This is a genomic window from Phytohabitans rumicis (genome assembly GCF_011764445.1).
GTDB classification, from domain to species: Bacteria; Actinomycetota; Actinomycetes; order Mycobacteriales; family Micromonosporaceae; genus Phytohabitans; species Phytohabitans rumicis.
The window spans coordinates 41115-60240 of sequence record NZ_BLPG01000002.1 but is presented as its reverse complement, the minus strand read 5'-3'; the positions used below and the strand labels follow the sequence as shown (position 1 = coordinate 60240).

The window sequence follows — 19126 nt, the reverse complement described above, 5'->3', positions numbered from 1 at the left end:
AGTATTAGTCTCGGCACACACTGCTCGGCGTGTCGGCGGCGCTGGGTTCCGCCCCTCCATTTCGTGAGGTGAACCCCTTTGTCCGTCCGCATGACCGCGCTCGGCCTCGCCGGTGCGCTGACCGTCTCGACCCTCGTGGCCGCGCCCGCCAGCGCCACCGGACACCGGCCCCGCCCCTCCACCGCCACCGGCGTCGCCGTCGCGAACGCCACGGTCACCGGCCCGATCCCGCGCACCTCGCCGGTCGGCGACCCCGCGCACGGCTACCCGTTCCTGGCCACCGACGTGGACCTGGCCGCCGCCGGGTACGTCGAGCAGGAGTTCTTCGTCTCCGGCACGGCGACCCGGTACGCGACGGCCGGCACCGGCACGGCGACCGTCACCAGCACCGGCCACCCGTACGCCACCCGCATCGTCGTACGGCGGCCCGCCTCCGCCAAGAAGTTCAACGGCGTCGTGATCGCCGAGTGGAACAACGTCAGCAACCAATGGGACCAGGAGGTCGACTGGTTCCAGACGCGCGAACACCTGATCCGCCAGGGGTACGCCTGGGTCGGCGTCTCGGCCCAGCGCGCCGGCCTGCACTCCGCCACCGGCCTCAAGGCGTGGAGCCCCACCCGGTACGGCGCGCTGGACCTCACCGCCGGCGGCACGATCACCGACGACACCCTGTCGTACGACGTGTTCAGCCAGGCGGTGAAGGCGGTCCGCCGCCCGGCCGGCACCGACCCGCTCGGCGGCCTCCCACCGCCCCGGTACGTGCTCGCGACCGGCCACTCCCAGTCCGCCGGCCGCCTCGCGAACTACTACAACGGGATCCAGCCCCTCGCCAACGTCGTCGACGCGGTCGTCCTGCACGGCGGCGGTGGCGTGCTGCGCACCGACCTGGGGGCGCCGGTGTTCCGCATCAACTCCGAGGGCGACGTGGCCACCGGTATCCTGTCCGCGGCGGCCCGCGCCCAGGCCGACTCGGCGGTCCTGCGCTCGTGGGAGGTGGCCGGCGCGTCGCACGGCGACTGGAAGCTCATCACCGACTACGGCCCACTACGCAAGCGCGACATCGGCACTTACCCCGGCGGCTACCCGGGCGAGCCGCAGACGTGCACCCTGCCGTCGCTGTCCCGGGTGCCGCAGCACATGGCGCAGAGCGCCGTCTACGACCACACGGTCACCTGGGTGGCGTACGGCGTGCGGCCGCCCACCGCACCGAAGATCCAGATGACGGACGCGACCCCGCCCGCCGTCGCCCGGGACGGCCTCGGGCTCGCGCTCGGCGGCATCCGGCTCGCCCAGCACGAGGCGGCGCTGCGGGTCAACAGCGGCGCCAACACCGGCCCCGGCTTCTGCTTCCTCGACGGCAGTTCGGTCCCGCTGACCGACGCGCAACTCGCGACCCGCTACCCCACCGTCCGCGGGTACGTCGACCAGGCCGCCGCCGCCACCCGCGCCGCCGCCCGGGCCGGCTACCTGCCCCGGTCGTTCACCCGCGACCCGGCCTGGTACTCCGACATCCGCACCCTGATCGGCGAGTACTCCGCCGCCGGCCGCATCCCGACCCCGGTCGCGGCGGACCTGACGGGCCGGCTCGGGCACGCCGAACGCGCCGGGCTCGCCGGCAAGGACGCCGCCGCCATCGCCCACCTCACCCGGCTCGCCGAGCGGGCCGGCACGGGGATCGCGCGAGACCCGGGCGCACGCGACGCGGTGCTGCGCGTCACCCGGGCCCTCATCGCGATCATCCGAGACTGCGGCTAACGCCAGAGCTGGCGCCGTCGCCGGGTCGGCTCGTGGCCGGCCCAGAGCAGCCCGGCGGCGGCGAACGCCAGCAGCGCCACCCACCGCTCGTGCGCCGCGTCCCACCGCGGGTCGCCGGGGACGACCAGGAGCGCCAACCGGGCCGGCAACAGGTTGAGCAGCATGGCCAGGATCAGCACGGCGGGCGCGGCAACGGTGCCGCCGCCCGCCGTGCCCCGCGCACCCGCACCGCGGCGCACACCAGGCCGACGCCGGCCAGCGCCGCCGCCTCCACGCTGGCGTCCCACAGCGGCAGGGTGGCGCCGACCCCGTGCTCGGCGCCGCCGACCGTGATCGCCAGGACGGCGGCCCACCACAGCCCCGCCGCGGCGAGCGCGAGGGCCGCGCGGACGGCGTGCCGGACGATCCTCGGCACCGGCACGGTGGCCAGGCTGCGGGCGGCCGGGTCGTCGAGGAGGAACGCGACGCCGAGGGCGCCGCACACCGCCGCGACGCGCAGCAGCCGGATCAGGTCCTCATCGGACAGGGCCACGCTCATGGCCGCCGGCACCGCCGCGATCGCGATCCCGAAGCCGGCCGCCACCAGAAACGGCAGCCAGCTCATCGCCCGCGCGGTCCGCGCCAGCAGCACGGGTACGACCCGCGCGGTCACGCCGTACATACGGTCCGCTCCTGCACCGGAGGCAGCGGCGGCACCGGCACCCCGAAGATCTCACCGACCCGCTCGGCCGGCGTCTCGGCCGCGCTCAGCTCGGCCCACGAGCGGCGGACCACCTCGGCGACCTCGGCGGCGGGCCGTTGCAGCAACGCCCGGGCCACCGCCATCTCGCGGTCCGGCACCCACATGCCGACGCTGAAGCTCGGATCGAAGAACGTCACGCCGCCGGAGCTGTTGGCGTCCAGCTCGCGCAGGCCGGCGGCGGCCTTCGGGGTGGCCTGGCCGGCCAGCCAGCCGGTCAGCACGCCCCGGGCGCCGCAGACGGTCCCGTCCACCCCGGGGCCCTTGCGGGCCACCACCTCGTACGCCACCAGGCCCGCCAGTTCGACCTCGGCCTGCGCGTCGCCCCATTGGGTGCCCACCGTCACCGCGTTCGGCGTGCCGGCGGCCGCGTCGATCCGCCGCCACTGCTCACCGATGGCGGCCCGGTCCTCCGGCCCCGACACCTGTCCACCGATGACCGGCCGGTCGTCGATGGACACCCGTTGCCGCACGGCGAGCGGACGGCGGGCCTCCTGCTCCGGGACCGCGCGGAGCACACCGCGGACCACCGTGTCCCAGGCGCCGATCCACGGGGCGAAGTCGTCGAACGCGCAGTACGTCACCTGCTCGATCCGCCGGCACGTCTGCATCGTGGCGGGCTGCTCGACGGCGGCGGCGCGGGCGGCCTTGACCGGGCCGCTCACCGGCAACAGCTGCACCGACCCGGCCAGGACGGCGACCGCGAGGCCCACCGCGGCGGTCCCCAGCAGCCGCCGGCCGCGGGCCCCGGCGACGGCGAGCGCGGCGACGGCCACGACCACCACCAGGCCCACGACGTACGCGAGGTGCCGGCCGGCGGGGCGGGTCATGAGGTCCACCGGCAACGGCATCGGCGGCTCGTCCACCGAGATCGGCAGCAGCCACTTCAGCTGCCGCGCCCCGGGGAACGGCGCCAGCACGCCGGCGAACGTGGCCACCACGAGGGCGAGCAGGACCAGCGGCGCGACGATCGTCATGCGCACCAGGCGGGCGAGCAGGACACCGACCGCGCCGAGCAGCAGCACGACGGCCGGATAGGCGGCCAGCTCGTACGGGTTGATCCGGCCGGCCGCGCCGGGCAGCAGGGCGAGCCCGCCGACCCGCACGCCGACCAGGACGGCGACCACCGCCGCGAACGGCACCACCGAGAGCAGGAACGCGCCGGTGCGCCATGACGCGGGCAGTACCAGCACGTCGTACTGCGCGGTGGTGCGGTGCCGGTAGGCCCGCAGCGCGGCCAGGTTGGTCGCCACCAGGGCCGCGCCGCCGAGCGTGAGCAGCGCGAGGAACTGGTTGGACCAGTCCGCCTCCTGCAGGACCGGGTAGCGGTTGGCCCGCCCGCTGATCCAGCCGTACAGCCACGGCGCGATGAACAGCAGGACGCCGATGACGGTGACCGGGTGGCGCAGCAGCCGGAGCGACTCGAACCGGGCCAGCGCGAGCATCGCCCGGCGCGGGTCACCCGCGGCCGGGCCTGCGGTGGCCTCCCGGCGCTCCAGGATGGCAGTGCTCACGCGGCCTCCGCACCGTGCGCCGCCGCGCCGAGGTCGACGAGCAGCAGGTAGCCGTCCTCCACGGTCGGGGTGAGCAGCTCGGCGCCCGCCGGCGGGTCGCCGACGTGGCGGTAGTGCCCGGTGCCGGTGCGCCACGACGCGAGCGCCCGCGGCTCCCGGGCGGCGCTGGTCCAGACCCGCCCGGCGGCGAGCTCGGCCAGCTCGGCCGGCTGGCCCTCGAACCGGACGGTGCCCCGGTCGAGCACGATCACCCGCTGGCACAAGGCCATCACCTCCTCGGTCTGGTGGGTGGACAGCAGCACGGTGCGGCCCGCGCCCAGCTCGGCGATCACCTCGCGGAACCGCAGCCGCTGCTCGGGGTCCAGGCCGACCGTCGGCTCGTCGAGGATGAGCAGGTCCGGGTCGCCGACCAGGGCGGCGGCCAGCGCCACCCGCTGGCGCATCCCGCCGGACAGCGCCCTGATCCGCTTGCCGCGCTGGGCCTCCAGCCCGACCGCGGCCAGCACCCGGCGCACCTCGTCGTGGCGGGCCCGGCGGTCGGCCAGCTCCTTGAGGATCGCCACGTAGTCGACGAACTCGAACGCGGTGAAGCCCGGGTGGAAGCCCGGATCCTGCGGCAGGTAGCCGAGGCGGCGGCGCACGGCCAGCCGGCCGGGACCGGTGCGCGGGTCGGCGCCCAGCACGGTCAGCTTTCCGCGGTCCGGCGCCAGCGCGGTGGCGACGATCCGCAGCAGCGTGGTCTTGCCGGCGCCGTTGGGCCCGAGCAGCCCGGTCACGCCGTCCCGCAGCGTGAACGCCACGCCGTCCAGGGCGAGCGTGCGGCCGTACCGCAGCGTCAGGTCGGACGCGCGGACCGCGGGCATGGTCGCGGCGATGGTCACCGAATCCTCCTTGGTGTCTCGAACGCCCGGCGCAGCCGGGCGAGCATGAGGGCGGCCACGCCGCCGGTGAGGGCGAGGGCGAGCTGCCCGGCGGGGACGAAGACGGCCGAGCCGGCGGAGCCGACGCCCCAGGTCGAGGTCACCAGGACGACCCAGCTCACGGCGACGGCGGCGGCCGCGAGCACCGGGCCGAGCCGGGGCGTCAGGGCGAGACTGAGCAGGGTCAGCGCCAGCGCCGGCAGGAACCAGCCCAGCGCCGTCAGCCCGTACTCGGGCAGGGCGAGGCTGGCCGCGGCGCTCAGCCCGGTGGTCGTGGACAGCACCGCCGTGCACCGCAACAGCAGCAGCCGGAAGGTGTGCATCGGCGCCACCACCGCGACCTCGTACGTCGGGTCGACGCGCGGGCCGAACGACAGCGCCACCCCGGCGACCGGCAGCAACGGCGCGGCGGCCAGGAAGACCGCGGGATGCGCGAGGTTGGCCAGCAGCGCGGTGAACGCCAGGGTGATGGTCACCGCGGTCAGCCAGGACAGCCGCAGCACCGGCGTGGCCGCGAGCAGCCGGGCGGTGTGCTCGGCCACCCCGACCCGGGTGAGCAGGCGCTCGATCGGCCCCGGCACCGGCGCGTCCAGCTCGGCGTCGAGCCGCTCCCAGCCCGCGCGGGTCAGCTCCGGCCCGACCGCGGCGGTCAGCCGCTCCCGGCACCCGGCACAGGCGGCCAGGTGCGCCTCGGTGGACCACAGCAGCGGCGGCCCCAGCGCCCGGTCGGCGTACCGCCGCAGCTCCTCCTCGCTCACATGCCATCCGGTGGTGTCCATCGCCGGCCCTCCTCGCTGATCACGCCAGCTCCTGGCGCAACTGCCGCCGGGCCCGCATCGCCCGGGTCTTGACCGTGCCGGCGGGGATGCCGAGCAGCACCGCCGCCTCCGCCGTGCTCAGCCCGTCGAGCACGGTGGCTTGGACCACCGCGCGCAGCTCGGGCGAGAGCCGGGCCAGCGCGCCGGCCAGGTCGCCGTGCTCGACGCCGAGCAGCACCTGCTCCTCGGCCGACGGCGCGTCGGCGAACCGGCGCCGGGCCAGCAGCCCGGCCAGCCGCTGCCGGGCGCCGTGGCCGCGCAGCGAGTCGACGAGCCGGCGCGAGCCGATCCGCCACAGCCAGCCGGGCACGTCGCCGGTGTCCTGCTCGCGGTAGCGCGCGGTGCCGCGCCACACCGCCAGGAACGTCTCCTGCACCACGTCGTCGACCACGGCGCCGTCCGCGCAGCGGTAGCGCAGGCGCAGCAACAGCCAGGTCGCGTACCGGCGGTAGAACGCCTCGAAGGCGCTGCGGTCGCCGGCCGTGATCCGGCCCAGCAACTCAGCATCGGTTGACGTGGTCACACCCCCTCATCGCACGCCGACCCCGCGGCGGTTCACGGGCCCGGCAAAAAGGCGTCGCGGCGGGCGAGGAGGGCGCCGTACCCTGACGCGCTGTGAGTGATCACGTCGCCATCGTGACCGGCGCCAACCACGGGATCGGCGCGGCCACCGCGTCGGCGCTGGCCGCCGCCGGGTGCGCGGTGCTGTGCGCGTACTGGCGGGTGCGGGACGCCGTCGACCCGGGCGTGCCGCAGGCGTACCGGGACAACAGGGCGATGGACGCGGACCGCGTCGTCGCCGGGATCGTGGCCGGCGGCGGCCGCGCCGCCGCGGTGGAGGCCGACCTGAGCGACCCCGCCGCCGCGGCGCGCCTGTTCGACACGGCCGAGGAGCTGCTCGGGCCGGTGGACGTGCTGATCAACAACGCCACCGGCTGGGTGCAGGACACGTTCACGCCGGCCGTGCGGGACGGGCACGGCCGGGCGCTGCGGCCGGTGAGCGCGGACACCTGGACCCAGCAGTTCACCGTGGACGCGATGGCGCCGGCGCTGCTGATCGGCGAGCTGGCCCGCCGGCACGCCGCCCGCGGCGCGCGCTGGGGTCGGATCGTCGGGCTCACCTCGGGCGGCGACCTCGGCTTTCCCACCGAGGTCTCCTACGGCGCGGCGAAGGCGGCGCAGACGAACTACACGATGTCGGCGGCCATCGAGCTGGCGCCGCTGGGCATCACCGCCAACATGGTGCACCCGCCGGTCACCGACACCGGGTGGGTCACCGACGCGGTCCGCGCCGGCGTCGCCGCCAACGACCTGCTCGTTCACGTCGCCGGCCCGGACGAGGTCGCCGGGGTGGTGGCGTTTCTCGTCTCGGACGCGGCGGCCCTGGTCACCGGGAACGTGATCGTGCTGCGCTGACCCGCCGCAGCAGCCACAACGCCGCGAAGGGCGGCACCGCGAACGCGCCGAGCAGCAGCACGGTCGCCCACTCGTCGCCCCACAGCCAATCCCCGGCGAACGCGATCAGGGCGGCCGGTATGGCCAGCATGGCCACCGCCAGCGCCTCGGTGACCTTCTCCCAGCGCTTGCGCTCGGGCCGGCGGTGTCGCACGCGTCCCAGTACAGCACGGGTCTTCAACCACAACCAGATGGTTGTGCAACTGAGCAGTTGTGGATAGGGTCGGGGCGTGACGGACGAGTTGAGCCTCGTGTTCTCGGCCCTGGCCGACCCGACCAGGCGCGCGATCCTGGAGCGCCTGGCCCACGGCGAGGCGACCGTCAACCAGCTCGCCGAGCCGTTCGCGATGACCCAGCAGGCGATCTCCAAGCACCTGAAGGTGCTGGAGCGGGCCCGGCTCATCTCGCGGGCCCGCTCCGCGCAGGCGCGCCCCTGCGCGCTGGAGGCGGTGCGCCTGGACCCGGCCGCCGACTGGATCGCGCGGCACCGCCGGGTCTGGGCCGACCGCCACGACCGCCTCGAACAGCACCTGGCGACCCTCCGCGAAGGGGCCACACCATGAGCGAGCTGACCTACCGGCGCGTGCACCACGCCCCGCCGGAGCTGCTCTTCGACTGCATGACCCAGCCGGAGCACCTGGCCCACTTCTGGGGCCCGGCCGGCACCCACACGCCGATCGACAACATCGTCGTCGACCTGCGACCCGGCGGCGCCTTCCGGACCACGATGGTCAACGACGCCGACGGCAGCACCTACACCATGCGCGCCGTGTACGTGGAGATCCGCCGGCCCGAGCTGCTGGTATGGGTCGAGGCGGACGTCGAGGGCGGCATGCGCACCACGATCACCTTCGTCGACCTGGGTGACGGGCGCACCGAGGTGGTCACCCACCAGACCAACGTGCCGGAGGCGTACCTGAGCGCCGCGGCGCGGGCCGGCTTCGCCACCAGCCTCGACCGCTTCGACGCGTACCTGGCCACCATCCACAAGGGAGCATGAGATGTCCGCGGTAACCTCCGCCGACGGCACCACCATCGGGTACGAGCGGGGCGGCGCCGGACCGGCCCTCGTCCTCGTCGACGGCGCCATGTGCCATCGCGCCGGCGGCCCCATGCGGCCGCTGGCCGCCGCGCTGCACGAGCACTTCACCGTGTACGCCTACGACCGTCGCGGCCGCGGCGACAGCGGCGACACGTCGCCGTACGCGGTGGCGCGCGAGATCGAGGACCTGCGCGCCGTCATCGGGGCGGCCGGCGGCCGGGCGTACGTCTACGGCATCTCCTCCGGCGCCGCCCTCGCCCTGGCCACCGCCGCGGCCGGCCCCGAGGTCACCAAGCTGGCGCTCTACGAGCCGCCGTTCATCGCCCAGACCGGCGACTACACCCAGCGCCTCGGCGAACTGCTCGACGCCGGCCGCCGGGGCGACGCGGTCGCGCTGTTCATGACCACTGTCGGCGTGCCGGAGCAGGCCATCGCGGGCATGCGGGCGCAGCCGGGCTGGGCCGCCCTGGAGGCGATCGCGCCCACCCTCGCGTACGACAACGCGGTGCTCGACGGCGGCACCGTGCCCCACGACGTGGCCGCCACGGTCGCCGTACCGGCGCTCGTGCTCGCCGGCGGCGCCAGCCCGCCGCCGCTGCGACAAGCGGCCTCGGCCACCGCGGCGGCGCTGCCCACCGCGGCCTTGCGGACGCTCGACGGGCAGACGCACGACGTGGCCCCACGGCGCTCGCGCCGGCGCTCACGGAGTTCTTCATACATCGATAGGCGTGATAGTCTCGCGGGCGTGCGAACCGTACGCGTGACCGCGGTGCTGGCCCTGCTGGCGACCGCGACGCTGGTGCCCGGCACCGCGCAGGCGACCACCACACCGAGCCTGCTGTCCACTGTGCACACCGCCGGCCGGGTCGAGGTCGACGCCGGCACCGCGCGCTTCAGCTGGCCGGGCGTCTACTTCGAGGGCCGCTTCCGGGGCACCGGGATCGGCGTCGTGCTCGACGACCCCGCCGCCGACTACGACGTCCAGGTCGACGGCGCCACCGTCGCCACCCTGGTGACACCCGCCGCCGGCACCCACTGGGTCACCGGGCTCGCGGGCGGCCGGCACACCGTCCGGCTCGTCAAGCGCAGCGAGAGCCCGTGGGCCACCAGCGCGTTCGGCGGGTTCGTCGCCGCGCCCGGCGGCGCGATCCTGGGCAAGCCCACGCCGCGCAGCCGGCAGATCGAGTTCATCGGCGACTCGTACACCGCTGGGTACGGCAACCTGTCGGCCAGCCGCGACTGCACCGGCGACGAGGTCAACCGCACCACCAACGCCGACCTCAGCTTCGGCGCCCTGGCCGCCAAGCGCCTGAACGCCGACTACCAGATCAACGCGTTCTCCGGCCGCGGCATGGTCCGCAACTACAACGGCGGCGAGCCCGGCACCAGCTACCGCACCTACTACGACCGCGCGCTGCTGGCCGTCGACGGCGACGTGTGGCCCAAGCCGCGCAACTGGCGCCCGCAGGTGGTCGTGGTGGGCCTGGGCATCAACGACTTCTCCACCGCCATCAACCCGGGCGAGCCCTGGACCCAACAGGGCCTGCTCGACGCGTACCGCACCGCGTACCACGGCTTCCTCGACAAGCTCCGCGCCCGGTACGGCCCACGTACGGTGATCGTGGTCAGCGCGACGTACGTCTACAACACGACCGCGCTCGCCGACTCGGCGCAACAGGTCGTCCAGGAGCGCGGCGACGACCGCATCCGCTACTGGTACTACAGCAACGAGGGCCTGGACTACCTCGGCTGCCACTGGCACCCGTCCCTGCACGACCACCAGGCGATCGCCGACCGCCTCACCACCTACCTAGCCACCCTCCCCTCCCTGGTAACCCCGCCGCCCCTCATCCCCTCCCCGCGCCCTCTGCGTCTCCCCGCCCCTCCCCCGTCGATCAAGGGCAAACGGTCGTGGATCGGAGATCAAAGCACGACCATATGCCCTTGATCGACGGGGAAAGGCCCTACCGGAGGGAAGAAGGGGCTAGACCGTGGACCAGCCGTTGTCTACGGGGAGGATGGCGCCGTTGATGTTGCTGGCGGCGTCGGAGGCGAGGAAGACGATCGCGGCGGCCTGCTCGTCCGGGTCGGCGACGCGGCCGACATTCCCCATGTACGCGCCGAGCGTGCGCGGACCGTGCGCCGCCGGGTCGATGCTGGGGATCATCCCGGTACGGGTGCCGCCCGGCGCGATCGCGTTGGCACGGATCCCGGCCTCGCGGTACATCACCGCGACCGACCGGGTGAGCCCGACGATGCCGTGCTTGGACGCCGTGTACGCGGTGCCGGCGGCGCTGCCGCGCAGTCCCGCCTCGGAGGCGGTGTTGACGATCGCGCCCTTGCCTCGGGCCAGCATGTGCGGCAGCACGGCGCGGGTGAGCAGGAACGGGGCGGTCAAGTTGACGCGGATGACACGTTCCCATTCGGCGTCGGTGACGTCGGCGACGGCGGACATCGCGTCCATGATGCCGGCGTTGTTGACGAGCACGTCGAGGCCGCCGTAGGTGTCGACGGCGGTGCTGACCACCTGGTCGACGACCGCCTGGTCGCTGAGGTCGCCGGTGACCGCGACGGCGGTGCCGCCGGCGGCTTCGATCTCCGCGACGACCGCCTTGGCGCCGTCCGCGTTGAGGTCGGCGACCACCACGCGGGCGCCTTCGGCGGCGAAGCGCAGGGCGGTGGCCCGCCCGATACCCGAGCCCGCGCCGGTGACGACGACGCTGCTGTTCTCCAGTCCACTGCTCATGATCGGACGTTACCCTTTTCTGGCACACCGTGCCAAGATGGCAGGATGCGTCAAAAAGGCCGTCCGCCGCTCACCGAACGACGCAAGGCCGCCACCCGCCTGGAGATCGCCCGCGCGGCGGTCCGCCTCTTCACGGCCAAGGGCGCCGCCGCGACCTCCGCCGAGGAGATCGCCGAGGCGGCCGGCATCTCGGTGCGTACGCTGTGGCGCTACTTCCCCACCAAGGAAGGCACCGTCCTGCCGCTGCTGGCCGCCGGGATCGAGTCGTTCGCGCACGCCCTGCGCACCTGGCCCGCCGGCGCCGGCGTGGCCGAGCTGCTCGACGCGGTGGACCCGGGTGACACCGCGCCCACGATGCTGGCGCTGGTCCGGTTGATCCGCACCGAGCCGGGGCTGCGCGCGGTGTGGCTGCAGGCGCACCACGACGCCGAGCCGGTCTTCGCCGAGGCGCTCGCCCGCCGGGCGGGGCTGGCCGAGCCGGACCTGCCCACGACGGTGCGCGCCGCCATGATCAATACAGCCCTGCGGATCGCGGTGGAGCAGCACGCGTTCCAGGAGGGCGCCGACGCCGTCGAGACGGTCCGGACCGCGCTGCTAACCGCCGAGCGCGGGCTCTGAGGCGTACCGCAGCAGCTCCCGCAGGTGATCCAGCGGGCCATCACCCACAAGACCGCCCAGGTAGTCGTCGAGCCAGACCCGGAGCGCGGCGACCGAGAAGCCGACGAGCAGCCGCAGCCGCCAGTCGGCGTCCGAGCCGCGGGCGAGCAACGCGGCCAGTTCCCGCTCCTGGTCGGGGCGCAGGGCCAGGTTCGACGCCCGCACCTGCGGCGACCGCGCCACCACCAGGCGCAGGGCCCGGATCCACTCCCGGTTGCCGATCACGAACTCGCCGAGGGCCACCATCGCGTCCGTCAGGACGGTGGCGGGGCCGAGGTCCAGGTCAGCGGCGGCGATGTGGTCGGCGACGACGCGGGCCATCCGGCGTACCGGCTCGGCCAGCACGTCCTCCTTGGTGGCGAAGTAGCGGTGGAACGTGCGCGGGGCGATGTCGGCCGCCGCGCAGATGTCGGCGACGGTCACGTTGTCGTACCCGTGCTCGATGAACAGCCGCCAGGCCGCCTCGGCCGTGGCGGCTCTGCTCTGTTCGCGCTTGCGCTCGCGCAGACCGCCTTCCACGCCTGTGATCACCCTCTCACCGTACCGAAGCAGAAAAGTGGCAGAATCTGCCTCGTGACACATTCTGCCACCATCGAGCGAGACGTCGCGGCGAAGCCCGCCTGGACCAGCAAGCAGATCGTCATGCTGCTGGTGGTCAGCATCGCCGGGCTGCTGGTCTCGCTGACCCAGTCCCTGCTGGTGCCGGTCATGCCCGAGCTCGCCGTCGGCCTGCGCGCCAGCGCCGACGACATCGCCTGGCTGCTCACCGCCACCCTGCTGGTCGGCGCCGTCGCCGTGCCCGTCTTCGGCCGCCTCGGCGACCTGTACGGCACCAAGCTGATGCTGCTCGTCGCGGTCGCGTCGCTGGTCGCCGGCTCGCTGGTGTGCGCGCTCAGCGACAGCCTGGCCGGGCTGATCGTCGGCCGGGCCATCGTCGGCCTCTCGGTGACCGCGGTCCCGCTCAGCATCAGCCTGATCGGCGTGACGCTGCCACGGGAGCACGCCGCCACCGGCGTCGCCGTGATCAGCGCGATGCTCGGCGTCGGCGGCGCGCTCGGCCTGCCCCTCGCCGGGCTGATCGCCGAGTACAGCACGTACCACGCGCTCTTCTGGATCTGCGTGGCCGGCGGCGTCGTCGCGTTCCCGATCATCCTGGCGGTCGTGCCGGAGCCGGCCCGCGCCGCGCGCGGCCGGATGGACATCCCGGCAGCGTCCTGCTCGGCGCCACCGTGCTGGCGCTGCTGCTGCCGCTGGCCAAGGGCAACGCGTGGGGCTGGGGCGACCCGCTGACCCTCGGCCTGCTGGCCGCGGCGGCCGTGCTGCTGGCCGGCTTCGTCGTGCTGGAGCGCCGCCTGGCCTCCCCGCTGGTCGACGTGCGCACCAGCGCCCGCCCGGCCATGCTGCTGACCAACGTCGCGTCACTGTGCGTCGGCTTCGCGCTCTTCGCGACGCTGATCGGCACCGCCTCGTACGTCCAGGCGCCCGCCGCCACCGGCTACGGCTTCGGCAAGTCGATCCTGGTCGGCGGCCTGTGCATGCTGCCCGGCGGCCTGGCGATGCTGGCGCTGTCGCCGTTCTCGGCGAAGCTGCGCCCGCGCACCGCGCTGATCGCCGGCTCGCTGGTCATCGCGGTCGGGTTCGGCGCCCGCATCGTCTTCACCGACCACCTGTGGCAGGTCATCCTGTTCACCACCATCGCGGGCGCGGGCACCGGCATCGCGTACGCCGCGATGCCGGGCCTGGTCATGCGCGCCGCGCCCCGCTCGGAGCTGGCGTCGGCCAACGGCCTCAACACCCTTTTCCGCAGCGTCGGCAGCTCCCTCGCGAGCGCCGTCGGCGGCTCCATCCTCGCCGCCCAGACGATCACCATCGCCGGGTACGCGCTGCCGTCGCTGGCCGCCTACCGCACGCTCTTCGCGTTATGCGCCGGCGCGGCGGTGCTGGCCGCCGCGCTGGCGCTGTTCATCCCCGGTCGGTCTCAGGATGAGTCGCCGTTGCGCCACCGGATACCCGGCTCGGGTGAACGTGGCGGCCATCGGCGTGTTCGTCACGTCGGTGTCGGCGGTGATGATTTCCGCGCCCTGCTCGACCAGGATGTGGGTGCCCTCGGCGAGCAGGTCGTACGCGAAGCCGTGACCGCGCGCCTCCGGCAGTACGCCGACGTAGGCGATGATCGGCGAGGCGTGGTTGCGGGCGGGGATCACGATGCCGGCGAGGTCGCCGGCATCGTCGCGAGCCAGGCGCCACCAGTCGCGCGGACTCGGCAGCCAGGCCAGGAACTCCAGGTCGTCGGCGAGGGCCGCCTCGACGCCCTCCCGCTCGATCGCCTGACGCTGGTGGAAGTCGAGGCTGCCGATCAGGATGCGGCCCATCACGTCGCGCAGGACCGCGTCGTCGGAGACCGGGTGGTAGGTCAGCCGTGCTGGGCGCTCGGGCAGGCCGTCGGCCGGCGTCCACCGGTACCGCAGCCGCTCCAGGACCGGGGCGAATCCGGCGGCACCGGCGGCGGCTATGCGGGCCTGAGCCGCGCGGTGCGTGTCGGGGACGTCGCGCCAGTCGGGCGGCAGCATGAGGTGATAGTCAACGGTGAAACTGGCGGCACGGAGCAGCTCCGCACCCACCATCGGGTCGGTGCCAGGGTCGAACCAGTCCAACGCCACCGGGGCATCGTCGTCGGGACCGCCCCACCAGGCGGCCCGTGCGATGACCGCGTCGCCGTCGAGGGCTACCCAAGTCCACTCAGGACGGTACTGCCGGGCGGCCATGGTCTCGGCGAAGTCGCGGCCGAGCAGGGCCACGCCGACGGTGGGCGGCTCGGGCATGGACTGGAACAGCGTGTGCTCGCCCACGCGCAGCGGGCGGATGACCGGCTTGGTCACGGGAAATCCTCTACGGGAGAAGCGGTGTACTCCCGTGATCAGCCGGCGCCTGGACGGGTCGGGAGCACGAACGGAAGGAACACCATCGCGCTCACCTCCTTCGTTATGGGGCCGCGTGGCGAACCTATCACGCCGCCGAAGGCCGCATCCGGGAGGTCGAAGGGCAACGCCGGCAAGGTTTGAACGCCGTCTGCGGCTACCCTGCCCACATGATCAAGATCCGTCCCACCCGCGTTGAAGACCTCGCCCACGTCGCCGCGCTGGAAGCCATGACGGACACCGCGGCATGGCTGGCTACCTCGTCCTAGCCGGCCTGCACGACCGGGACCGGGCGATCGAGCTGCGCCGGATGGTGCTGCACCCCGGCGCCCGCGGTACCGGAGCCGGCCGCGCCCTGCCCAAGGCCGCAATCACCCGCGCCCACCAGCACCACCACGCCCGCCGAGTCTGGCTGGACGTCAAAGCACACAACCACCGCGCCTCGAACGTCGACGTCTCGACCGTGACGTTGCAGACGCTGGCCAGCCGTTGGCGAGCCAGCGCGGCCATTTCCCGGCCCTGCTCGACGGCGGTCACCGTGCATCCGAGCGTCGCCAGCGAACGGGTGGCCTGGCCAGTACCGCAGCCCACCTCCAGCACCGACGATCCGTCGCCCACGCCGGTGATGGTGACCAGGTCCGCGAACAACTCGTCCGGGTAGCCCGGCCGGACCCGGTCGTACAGCTCCGGCACCTCGTTGAACACCCAACCAAGATCACGCCGATCCGGGCCTGCCATCACGCATCATGCCGGAACCGTCGCCGATCCTCCGAACCCAGGCAAGCACACGGACCGCGGGTCGGCATCCGCAAACACGGCCACGCCGTCCTATCATGCCGATGAGCGTGCACCCGCTGGCTTCCGGAGTGACGTCACGTGGCGAGCACGGCGGTGAGCATCGAGAGATAGGACTCGTGGGCGAGACGCAGGCTGTCAAGGTCGGCCGTCTCGAACCACGCCACAGCGTCGTGCTCGTCCGGCGCGGCGTTGACGGGTATCCCGGTCCACTTGTCGATCAACCAGATCTGCATGTCGAACGTCGCGGTCCGGATCTCATGTATCGGCGGGCTGGACGGCTCCGACGCCGTGATTCCCAGCTCCTCCCGAAGCTCGCGGACAAGGCTCTGCTTCGGGTCCTCCCCTCGTCGACATGACCGCCCGGCAGGTCCCACACGTCGGGATACCAACGGCGGCCGGCGCTTCGATGACACAGCAACACCCGATCGCCGTCCCGAAGAATGGCCGTAACAATCCGGACCGGACCGGAGTCGTCAGCGGAGATCGTCATCGGCACATTCTGACCCATGCGGATCCGCCGACCGCGCGCTCGAGCATCCGGAGACCCTTACCCCGCCCGCATGTTTTCAACATCGTGGGGTAGTGCGTAGGTGAGGGTTGCTGATGGTTGCCAAGGAGTTCCGATGTCGATCGCCGTTACCGGGGCCACCGGTCGCCTCGGGCGCTTCATCGTGGAGTCGCTGCTGCGCCGAGGGGTATCGCCCGATCAGATCGTCGCGGTCGGCCGGAATGTCGCCAAAGCCGCCGACCTGAGTGACCGGGGCGTCGTCGTGGTGCGGTCCGACTATGACGACGTCGGTTCGCTGCGCCGGGCGTTCGCCGGCGCCGACGAGCTGATGCTCGTCTCAGGCAACGAGGCCGGCAAACGCGAGCAGCACCGCAACGTCATCGATGTGGCGAAGGACGGCGGCGTTGGCCTGGTTGCCTACACCAGCATTGCCAAAGCGGACAGATCAACAATGAAGCTCGGGGCCGATCACCGGGCGACCGAGCAGGACATCACAGCCTCCGGCCTGCCGTACGTGTTCCTGCGCAATAGCTGGTACCTGGAGAACTACACCTCCCAGCTGCAGACATACCTGGAGCGTGGCATCGTCGGTGCGGCCGGCGACGGCAAGGTCGGTGCTGCCACCCGCGCTGACTTCGCCGAGGCCGCTGCGGCGGTGCTCACCACCGGCGGGCACACCAACCAGGTGTACGAGCTGGGTGGCGAGGCGTTCACGATGACGCAGCTCGCCGCCGAGATATCGCGGCAGACCGGAAAGCAGATCACCTACACCGATCTGCCGGTCGACAAATACATCGAGTTCCTGGCCGCCGCAGGGACACCCCAACCCGAGGCCGAACTCATCGCCGACGGCGACCGCGGCGTCGCCCGGGGCGATATGCATGTGGAAGCAGACGACCTCGCAACGCTCATCGGACGCCGGCCGACCTCACTCGCCGAGGCCATCCGCGCTGCCCTGTGACACAGCACCGCGAGTCGACACACCGATGGAGTGTGCACGGATCCGCCGCCGAGCGTGCGCGCTACACGGCCGACGCGGCCATGGTGAGGTGGCAACCGGGTGCGGGCCGGAAGCCGGGCGGTGAGACTGCGGTGAGGCTCGGATTTCGTTGGACGTCTCCGGTTGCCGGTGGATACCGTCGCCCGGTGAGGCAGGGCTGTCGTACGGCTACGACCTTCTCGGGTGAGGACACTTGTTGAGCGGCACTGCAGATCTCGGCCCGTTGCCCAAACGCATCGCGGTCGACGTGGACCAGGTGCGCCGGCTCGTCGCCAGCCAGTTCCCGCATTGGGCTGACCTGCCGGTCGAGCGGGTCGCCAACGGCGGCTGGGATAACTGGACTTTCCATCTTGGCTCTGGGATGTCGGTGCGGCTGCCGAGCGCGTTGGAGTACACCGAGGCGGTCGACAAGGAGCACAAGTGGCTTCCGGTGTTCGCCCCGCGTCTGCCGCTGCCTATCTCCACCCCACTGGCCAAAGGCGAGTCCGGTGAGGGTTATCCGTTCTCGTGGTCGATCTACCGGTGGCTCGAGGGTGAAACCGCGCGGGTGGACCGCATCGCTGACCCGGTCCGGTTCGCGCTCGATCTGGCCGAGTTCGTCGTGGCCTTGCAGGGTGTCGATACCGCTGACGGCCCCGTCCAGGTCAGCACAACTGGTACCGGGGTGGCACCCTACGCACCTACGACGGGCAGGCCAACCGGGGGCTGACGGCACTCGACGGCCGTATCGATGTCGATATGGCCAGCGAGATCTGGACGTGCGCGTTGGACGCGCGCTGGGACGGCGTGCAGCGCTGGTTCCACGGTGACATCGCGCAGGGAAATCTCCTGCTCAACGGCGGGCAACTGGCGGCGGTCATCGACTTCGGGACCTGCGGTGTTGGGGATCCCTCCTGTGACTTGGCGGTCGCTTGGACGTTGCTGACCGGCGACGGCCGCCGGGCGTTCCGGGAGCGGCTGTGCGTCGATGACGCGACCTGGGCGCGCGGGCGTGGCTGGGCGCTGTGGAAGACGCTTGTCAACTACGCCAACGCGCTGGATGACGGCGAGGCGGCGACGGCGAGCTCGCGGAGGATCCTCGACCAGATCTTCACCGAGTACACCGACGGCGACAAACCGGTGGGCCAGGCCGCCCGTCGGGTGTCGCGGTGAGTGCCGCCGCCGGGAGGCCCGGGCCGCCGCGGGGGTCGAGGCGATCGCGCTGGGGCACCCTCCGCGAGCGGCTGGGCTCGATCCGCTCGGGTACCGCCTTGCGTGACGCCGCGGTGGAGGTGGCGGCCGGCGAGACGGATCTCTATGCGGTGGGCCGCCGCCTTGGTGGAATCGCTGCGCTAGGACCAGGTCCACCCGAGCGGCAGCTCGCAGCCGGTCTTGGTGCCGCCGTTGTCGCCGGTGTCGCACCAGTCGGCGACGCCGGAGCCGCCGTCCAGCGCGTCGAACCCCGACGAGCCGTCCAGGCTGTCGTCATTGTTGCCGCCGGAGATCGTGTCGCCGCCCGACCCGCCGTTGAGGTCGTCCTCGCCGTTGGAGCCGCTGATGACGTCAGCCCCGCCCTGCCCGTGCACGTAGTCGTCCCCGCCCCAGCCGTACAGGTAGTCGTTGCCGCTGCCGCCGAGGATCGAGTCGTCTCCGCCGCTGAACCCGTCGCAGATCAGCGAGCAGGCGTCGCCGTGGATGGTGTTGGGGTTGGCGTTGCCGGTGAGCGTGTCGCCGTGCGAGCTGCCCGCCAGGTTCTCCACAGTGGACTGGATCCAGTCGTCCTCGCCCGCGGCGCCGTCGTCCTGCACACCGTCCAGGTCGGCGGTGACCGCGCTCGGGTGGCCTAGGTAGCTGGCGGTGTCCGTGCCGCCGTCGCCGTCGACTACGTCGTCGCCGGTGCCGCCGATCAGCGTGTCGTCGCCGCTGCCGCCGTGCAGTTCGTCGTCGCCGTCACGGCCCTCCAGCTTGTTGTTGCCGTCGCCTCCGGTCAGGTCGTCGTCGCCCGCCGTGCCAATGACGTTGTCCACCTCGTCGTAGGTGTCCTCGTCACCGCCGTCGCCGCCCGCCTCGGCGTCCAGGTCGACCGTGACCGGCGAGCCGGCGCCGCGGGGGCGTAGCTGACCGTGTCGGTGCCCGCGAGGCCGCGGTAGAACTCGTGCGCCGTACCGGAGATGAACAGGTCGTTGCCGTTGCCCCGACCACGACGTTGCCGGTGCCGCCGGCGTCCGTCATGTCCGCGGTATCGTTTCCGTCCTCGAGGTTGACCAGCCACTTCCC

Annotated in this window: 21 protein-coding genes and 5 pseudogenes; 13 read left to right on the top strand and 13 right to left on the bottom strand. The window is 73.0% G+C overall.

Features of this window, described 5'->3' with window-relative positions:
- Positions 1-78: 78 nt before the first annotated feature.
- Positions 79-1755 (top strand): alpha/beta hydrolase domain-containing protein, encoded by a 1677-nt coding sequence (locus Prum_RS43835; RefSeq protein WP_173084946.1) that lies wholly within the window; start codon positions 79-81, stop codon positions 1753-1755.
- Here Prum_RS43835 and Prum_RS43830 read toward each other — a convergent pair.
- Genes Prum_RS43830 through Prum_RS43805 form a run of 6 tightly spaced genes read right to left on the bottom strand, consistent with a single transcriptional unit; the run spans position 1752 to position 6269 of the window.
- Positions 1752-1934, bottom strand: coding sequence for a hypothetical protein (locus tag Prum_RS43830; protein WP_173084944.1), 183 nt, complete (start codon positions 1932-1934; stop codon positions 1752-1754). The genes Prum_RS43835 and Prum_RS43830 overlap by 4 nt on opposite strands.
- Positions 1928-2416: a hypothetical protein gene (locus Prum_RS43825; protein ID WP_173084942.1), complete on the bottom strand. Its 489-nt coding sequence runs from the start codon at positions 2414-2416 to the stop codon at positions 1928-1930. The genes Prum_RS43830 and Prum_RS43825 overlap by 7 nt, the downstream gene beginning before the upstream one ends.
- Positions 2404-4008, bottom strand: coding sequence for a hypothetical protein (locus Prum_RS43820; protein ID WP_173084940.1), 1605 nt, complete (start codon positions 4006-4008; stop codon positions 2404-2406). Before Prum_RS43820 ends, Prum_RS43825 begins: the two co-directional genes overlap by 13 nt.
- Complete coding sequence (locus Prum_RS43815) at positions 4005-4889, bottom strand: ATP-binding cassette domain-containing protein (RefSeq protein WP_246278738.1); 885 nt, start codon at positions 4887-4889, stop codon at positions 4005-4007. The genes Prum_RS43820 and Prum_RS43815 overlap by 4 nt, the downstream gene beginning before the upstream one ends.
- Positions 4886-5707, bottom strand: a complete 822-nt coding sequence (locus Prum_RS43810) for a zf-HC2 domain-containing protein (RefSeq protein WP_173084938.1) — start codon at positions 5705-5707, stop codon at positions 4886-4888. Before Prum_RS43810 ends, Prum_RS43815 begins: the two co-directional genes overlap by 4 nt.
- Positions 5708-5726: 19 nt before the next feature.
- Positions 5727-6269 (bottom strand): RNA polymerase sigma factor, encoded by a 543-nt coding sequence (locus Prum_RS43805; protein WP_173084936.1) that lies wholly within the window; start codon positions 6267-6269, stop codon positions 5727-5729.
- A gap of 92 nt (positions 6270-6361) precedes the next feature.
- On the opposite strand from Prum_RS43805, the gene Prum_RS43800 reads away from it, so the two are divergent.
- Complete coding sequence (locus tag Prum_RS43800) at positions 6362-7162, top strand: SDR family oxidoreductase (RefSeq protein ID WP_218577863.1); 801 nt, start codon at positions 6362-6364, stop codon at positions 7160-7162.
- On the opposite strand, the gene Prum_RS43795 is transcribed toward Prum_RS43800, so the two are convergent.
- A complete protein-coding gene (locus Prum_RS43795; RefSeq protein WP_173084934.1) occupies positions 7134-7355 on the bottom strand; it encodes a hypothetical protein in 222 nt (73 codons plus the stop codon). The genes Prum_RS43800 and Prum_RS43795 overlap by 29 nt on opposite strands.
- A 76-nt stretch (positions 7356-7431) precedes the next feature.
- Here Prum_RS43795 and Prum_RS43790 point away from each other — a divergent pair, with 76 nt between their 5' ends.
- The 4 genes and pseudogenes from Prum_RS43790 to Prum_RS54750 all read left to right on the top strand — a co-directional run bounded on the left by Prum_RS43790 (position 7432) and on the right by Prum_RS54750 (position 10191).
- On the top strand, positions 7432-7764 hold the full coding sequence (locus Prum_RS43790; protein ID WP_173084932.1) for an ArsR/SmtB family transcription factor: 333 nt from the start codon (positions 7432-7434) through the stop codon (positions 7762-7764).
- Complete coding sequence (locus Prum_RS43785) at positions 7761-8201, top strand: SRPBCC family protein (protein ID WP_173084930.1); 441 nt, start codon at positions 7761-7763, stop codon at positions 8199-8201. The genes Prum_RS43790 and Prum_RS43785 overlap by 4 nt, the downstream gene beginning before the upstream one ends.
- Position 8202: 1 nt before the next feature.
- Positions 8203-8969 (top strand): annotated as a pseudogene (locus Prum_RS54755) (alpha/beta fold hydrolase).
- Complete coding sequence (locus Prum_RS54750) at positions 8917-10191, top strand: SGNH/GDSL hydrolase family protein (protein WP_308785454.1); 1275 nt, start codon at positions 8917-8919, stop codon at positions 10189-10191. Before Prum_RS54755 ends, Prum_RS54750 begins: the two are co-directional and overlap by 53 nt.
- 36 nt (positions 10192-10227) lie before the next feature.
- On the opposite strand, the gene Prum_RS43775 is transcribed toward Prum_RS54750, so the two are convergent.
- The gene (locus Prum_RS43775; protein WP_173084928.1) at positions 10228-10989 is read right to left on the bottom strand and encodes an SDR family NAD(P)-dependent oxidoreductase; all 762 of its coding nucleotides are present in this window, start codon (positions 10987-10989) and stop codon (positions 10228-10230) included.
- Between the two features lie 45 nt (positions 10990-11034).
- Here Prum_RS43775 and Prum_RS43770 point away from each other — a divergent pair, with 45 nt between their 5' ends.
- Positions 11035-11607, top strand: a complete 573-nt coding sequence (locus Prum_RS43770) for a TetR/AcrR family transcriptional regulator (protein WP_173084926.1) — start codon at positions 11035-11037, stop codon at positions 11605-11607.
- Here Prum_RS43770 and Prum_RS43765 read toward each other — a convergent pair.
- Positions 11584-12177 carry a TetR/AcrR family transcriptional regulator gene (locus tag Prum_RS43765; protein ID WP_246278736.1) on the bottom strand — a complete coding sequence of 198 codons (594 nt, stop codon included), beginning with the start codon at positions 12175-12177 and terminating at the stop codon, positions 11584-11586. The two genes, Prum_RS43770 and Prum_RS43765, sit on opposite strands and share 24 nt — an antisense overlap.
- Before the next feature lie 42 nt (positions 12178-12219).
- Here Prum_RS43765 and Prum_RS53050 point away from each other — a divergent pair, with 42 nt between their 5' ends.
- Together Prum_RS53050 and Prum_RS53045 are read left to right on the top strand one after the other, a co-directional pair.
- A complete protein-coding gene (locus Prum_RS53050) occupies positions 12220-12936 on the top strand; it encodes an MFS transporter (protein ID WP_246278735.1) in 717 nt (238 codons plus the stop codon).
- 107 nt (positions 12937-13043) lie between these two features.
- A pseudogene (locus Prum_RS53045) lies at positions 13044-13571 on the top strand (MFS transporter); the annotation flags it as partial.
- On the opposite strand, the gene Prum_RS53040 reads toward Prum_RS53045, so the two are convergent.
- Positions 13566-14018, bottom strand: a complete 453-nt coding sequence (locus Prum_RS53040) for a GNAT family N-acetyltransferase (RefSeq protein ID WP_246278833.1) — start codon at positions 14016-14018, stop codon at positions 13566-13568. The pseudogene Prum_RS53045 and the gene Prum_RS53040 sit on opposite strands and share 6 nt — an antisense overlap.
- A gap of 793 nt (positions 14019-14811) precedes the next feature.
- Here Prum_RS53040 and Prum_RS55555 point away from each other — a divergent pair.
- Positions 14812-14946 (top strand): annotated as a pseudogene (locus Prum_RS55555) (hypothetical protein); the annotation flags it as partial.
- A 119-nt stretch (positions 14947-15065) separates the two neighbouring features.
- Here Prum_RS55555 and Prum_RS55550 read toward each other — a convergent pair.
- Together Prum_RS55550 and Prum_RS43750 are read right to left on the bottom strand one after the other, a co-directional pair.
- A pseudogene (locus Prum_RS55550) lies at positions 15066-15302 on the bottom strand (class I SAM-dependent methyltransferase); the annotation flags it as partial.
- Positions 15303-15436: 134 nt separating this feature from the next.
- Positions 15437-15852 (bottom strand): annotated as a pseudogene (locus Prum_RS43750) (NUDIX domain-containing protein).
- Between the two features lie 133 nt (positions 15853-15985).
- On the opposite strand from Prum_RS43750, the gene Prum_RS43745 reads away from it, so the two are divergent.
- From Prum_RS43745 to Prum_RS54740, 3 genes are all read left to right on the top strand, one after another.
- Positions 15986-16831 (top strand): SDR family oxidoreductase, encoded by an 846-nt coding sequence (locus Prum_RS43745; protein ID WP_173084922.1) that lies wholly within the window; start codon positions 15986-15988, stop codon positions 16829-16831.
- Between the two features lie 235 nt (positions 16832-17066).
- Positions 17067-17579, top strand: a complete 513-nt coding sequence (locus Prum_RS54745) for a phosphotransferase (protein ID WP_308785453.1) — start codon at positions 17067-17069, stop codon at positions 17577-17579.
- Positions 17580-17608: 29 nt separating this feature from the next.
- Entirely contained in the window at positions 17609-18022 is a 414-nt protein-coding gene (locus Prum_RS54740) for a phosphotransferase (RefSeq protein WP_308785452.1), read from the top strand.
- Positions 18023-18201: 179 nt separating this feature from the next.
- Here the strand turns inward: Prum_RS54740 and Prum_RS43735 are convergent, their stop codons facing one another.
- A complete protein-coding gene (locus Prum_RS43735; protein WP_173084920.1) occupies positions 18202-18876 on the bottom strand; it encodes a calcium-binding protein in 675 nt (224 codons plus the stop codon).
- Positions 18877-19126 lie beyond the last annotated feature (250 nt).